Here is a 253-nt window from a genome sequence, read left to right on the forward strand (position 1 = left end):
CCATCAAGGAGGTCGTGTTCGCCTGGTCTGGTTGGAATCTCCTCGAAGTGGGCGCCGAGGCAGTTTCGAACGCGTTCCAGATCTTCCGTCGTGCGAACCTCAAGGCTGGCGAAGGACAATACTTCACTCCGGCCCGGGTGATCTCCGCCGCTGTAAAGATCATGGATATACAGCCAGAGGACAAGATCATAGATCCCGCCTGCGGAACTGGCGGCTTCCTGATCGAGGCGTTCCGTGACATGTCAGCTCGCAT

Annotated in this window: 1 protein-coding gene; it reads left to right on the forward strand. The window is 57.7% G+C overall.

The features are described from left to right. The coding region (locus tag KVT36_RS31850) for an N-6 DNA methylase (RefSeq protein ID WP_217607456.1) at nucleotides 1-253 on the forward strand (253 nt) is incomplete at both ends.

The organism is Chitinophaga sp. GbtcB8, assembly GCF_019091455.1.
GTDB lineage: Bacteria > Bacteroidota > Bacteroidia > Chitinophagales > Chitinophagaceae > Chitinophaga.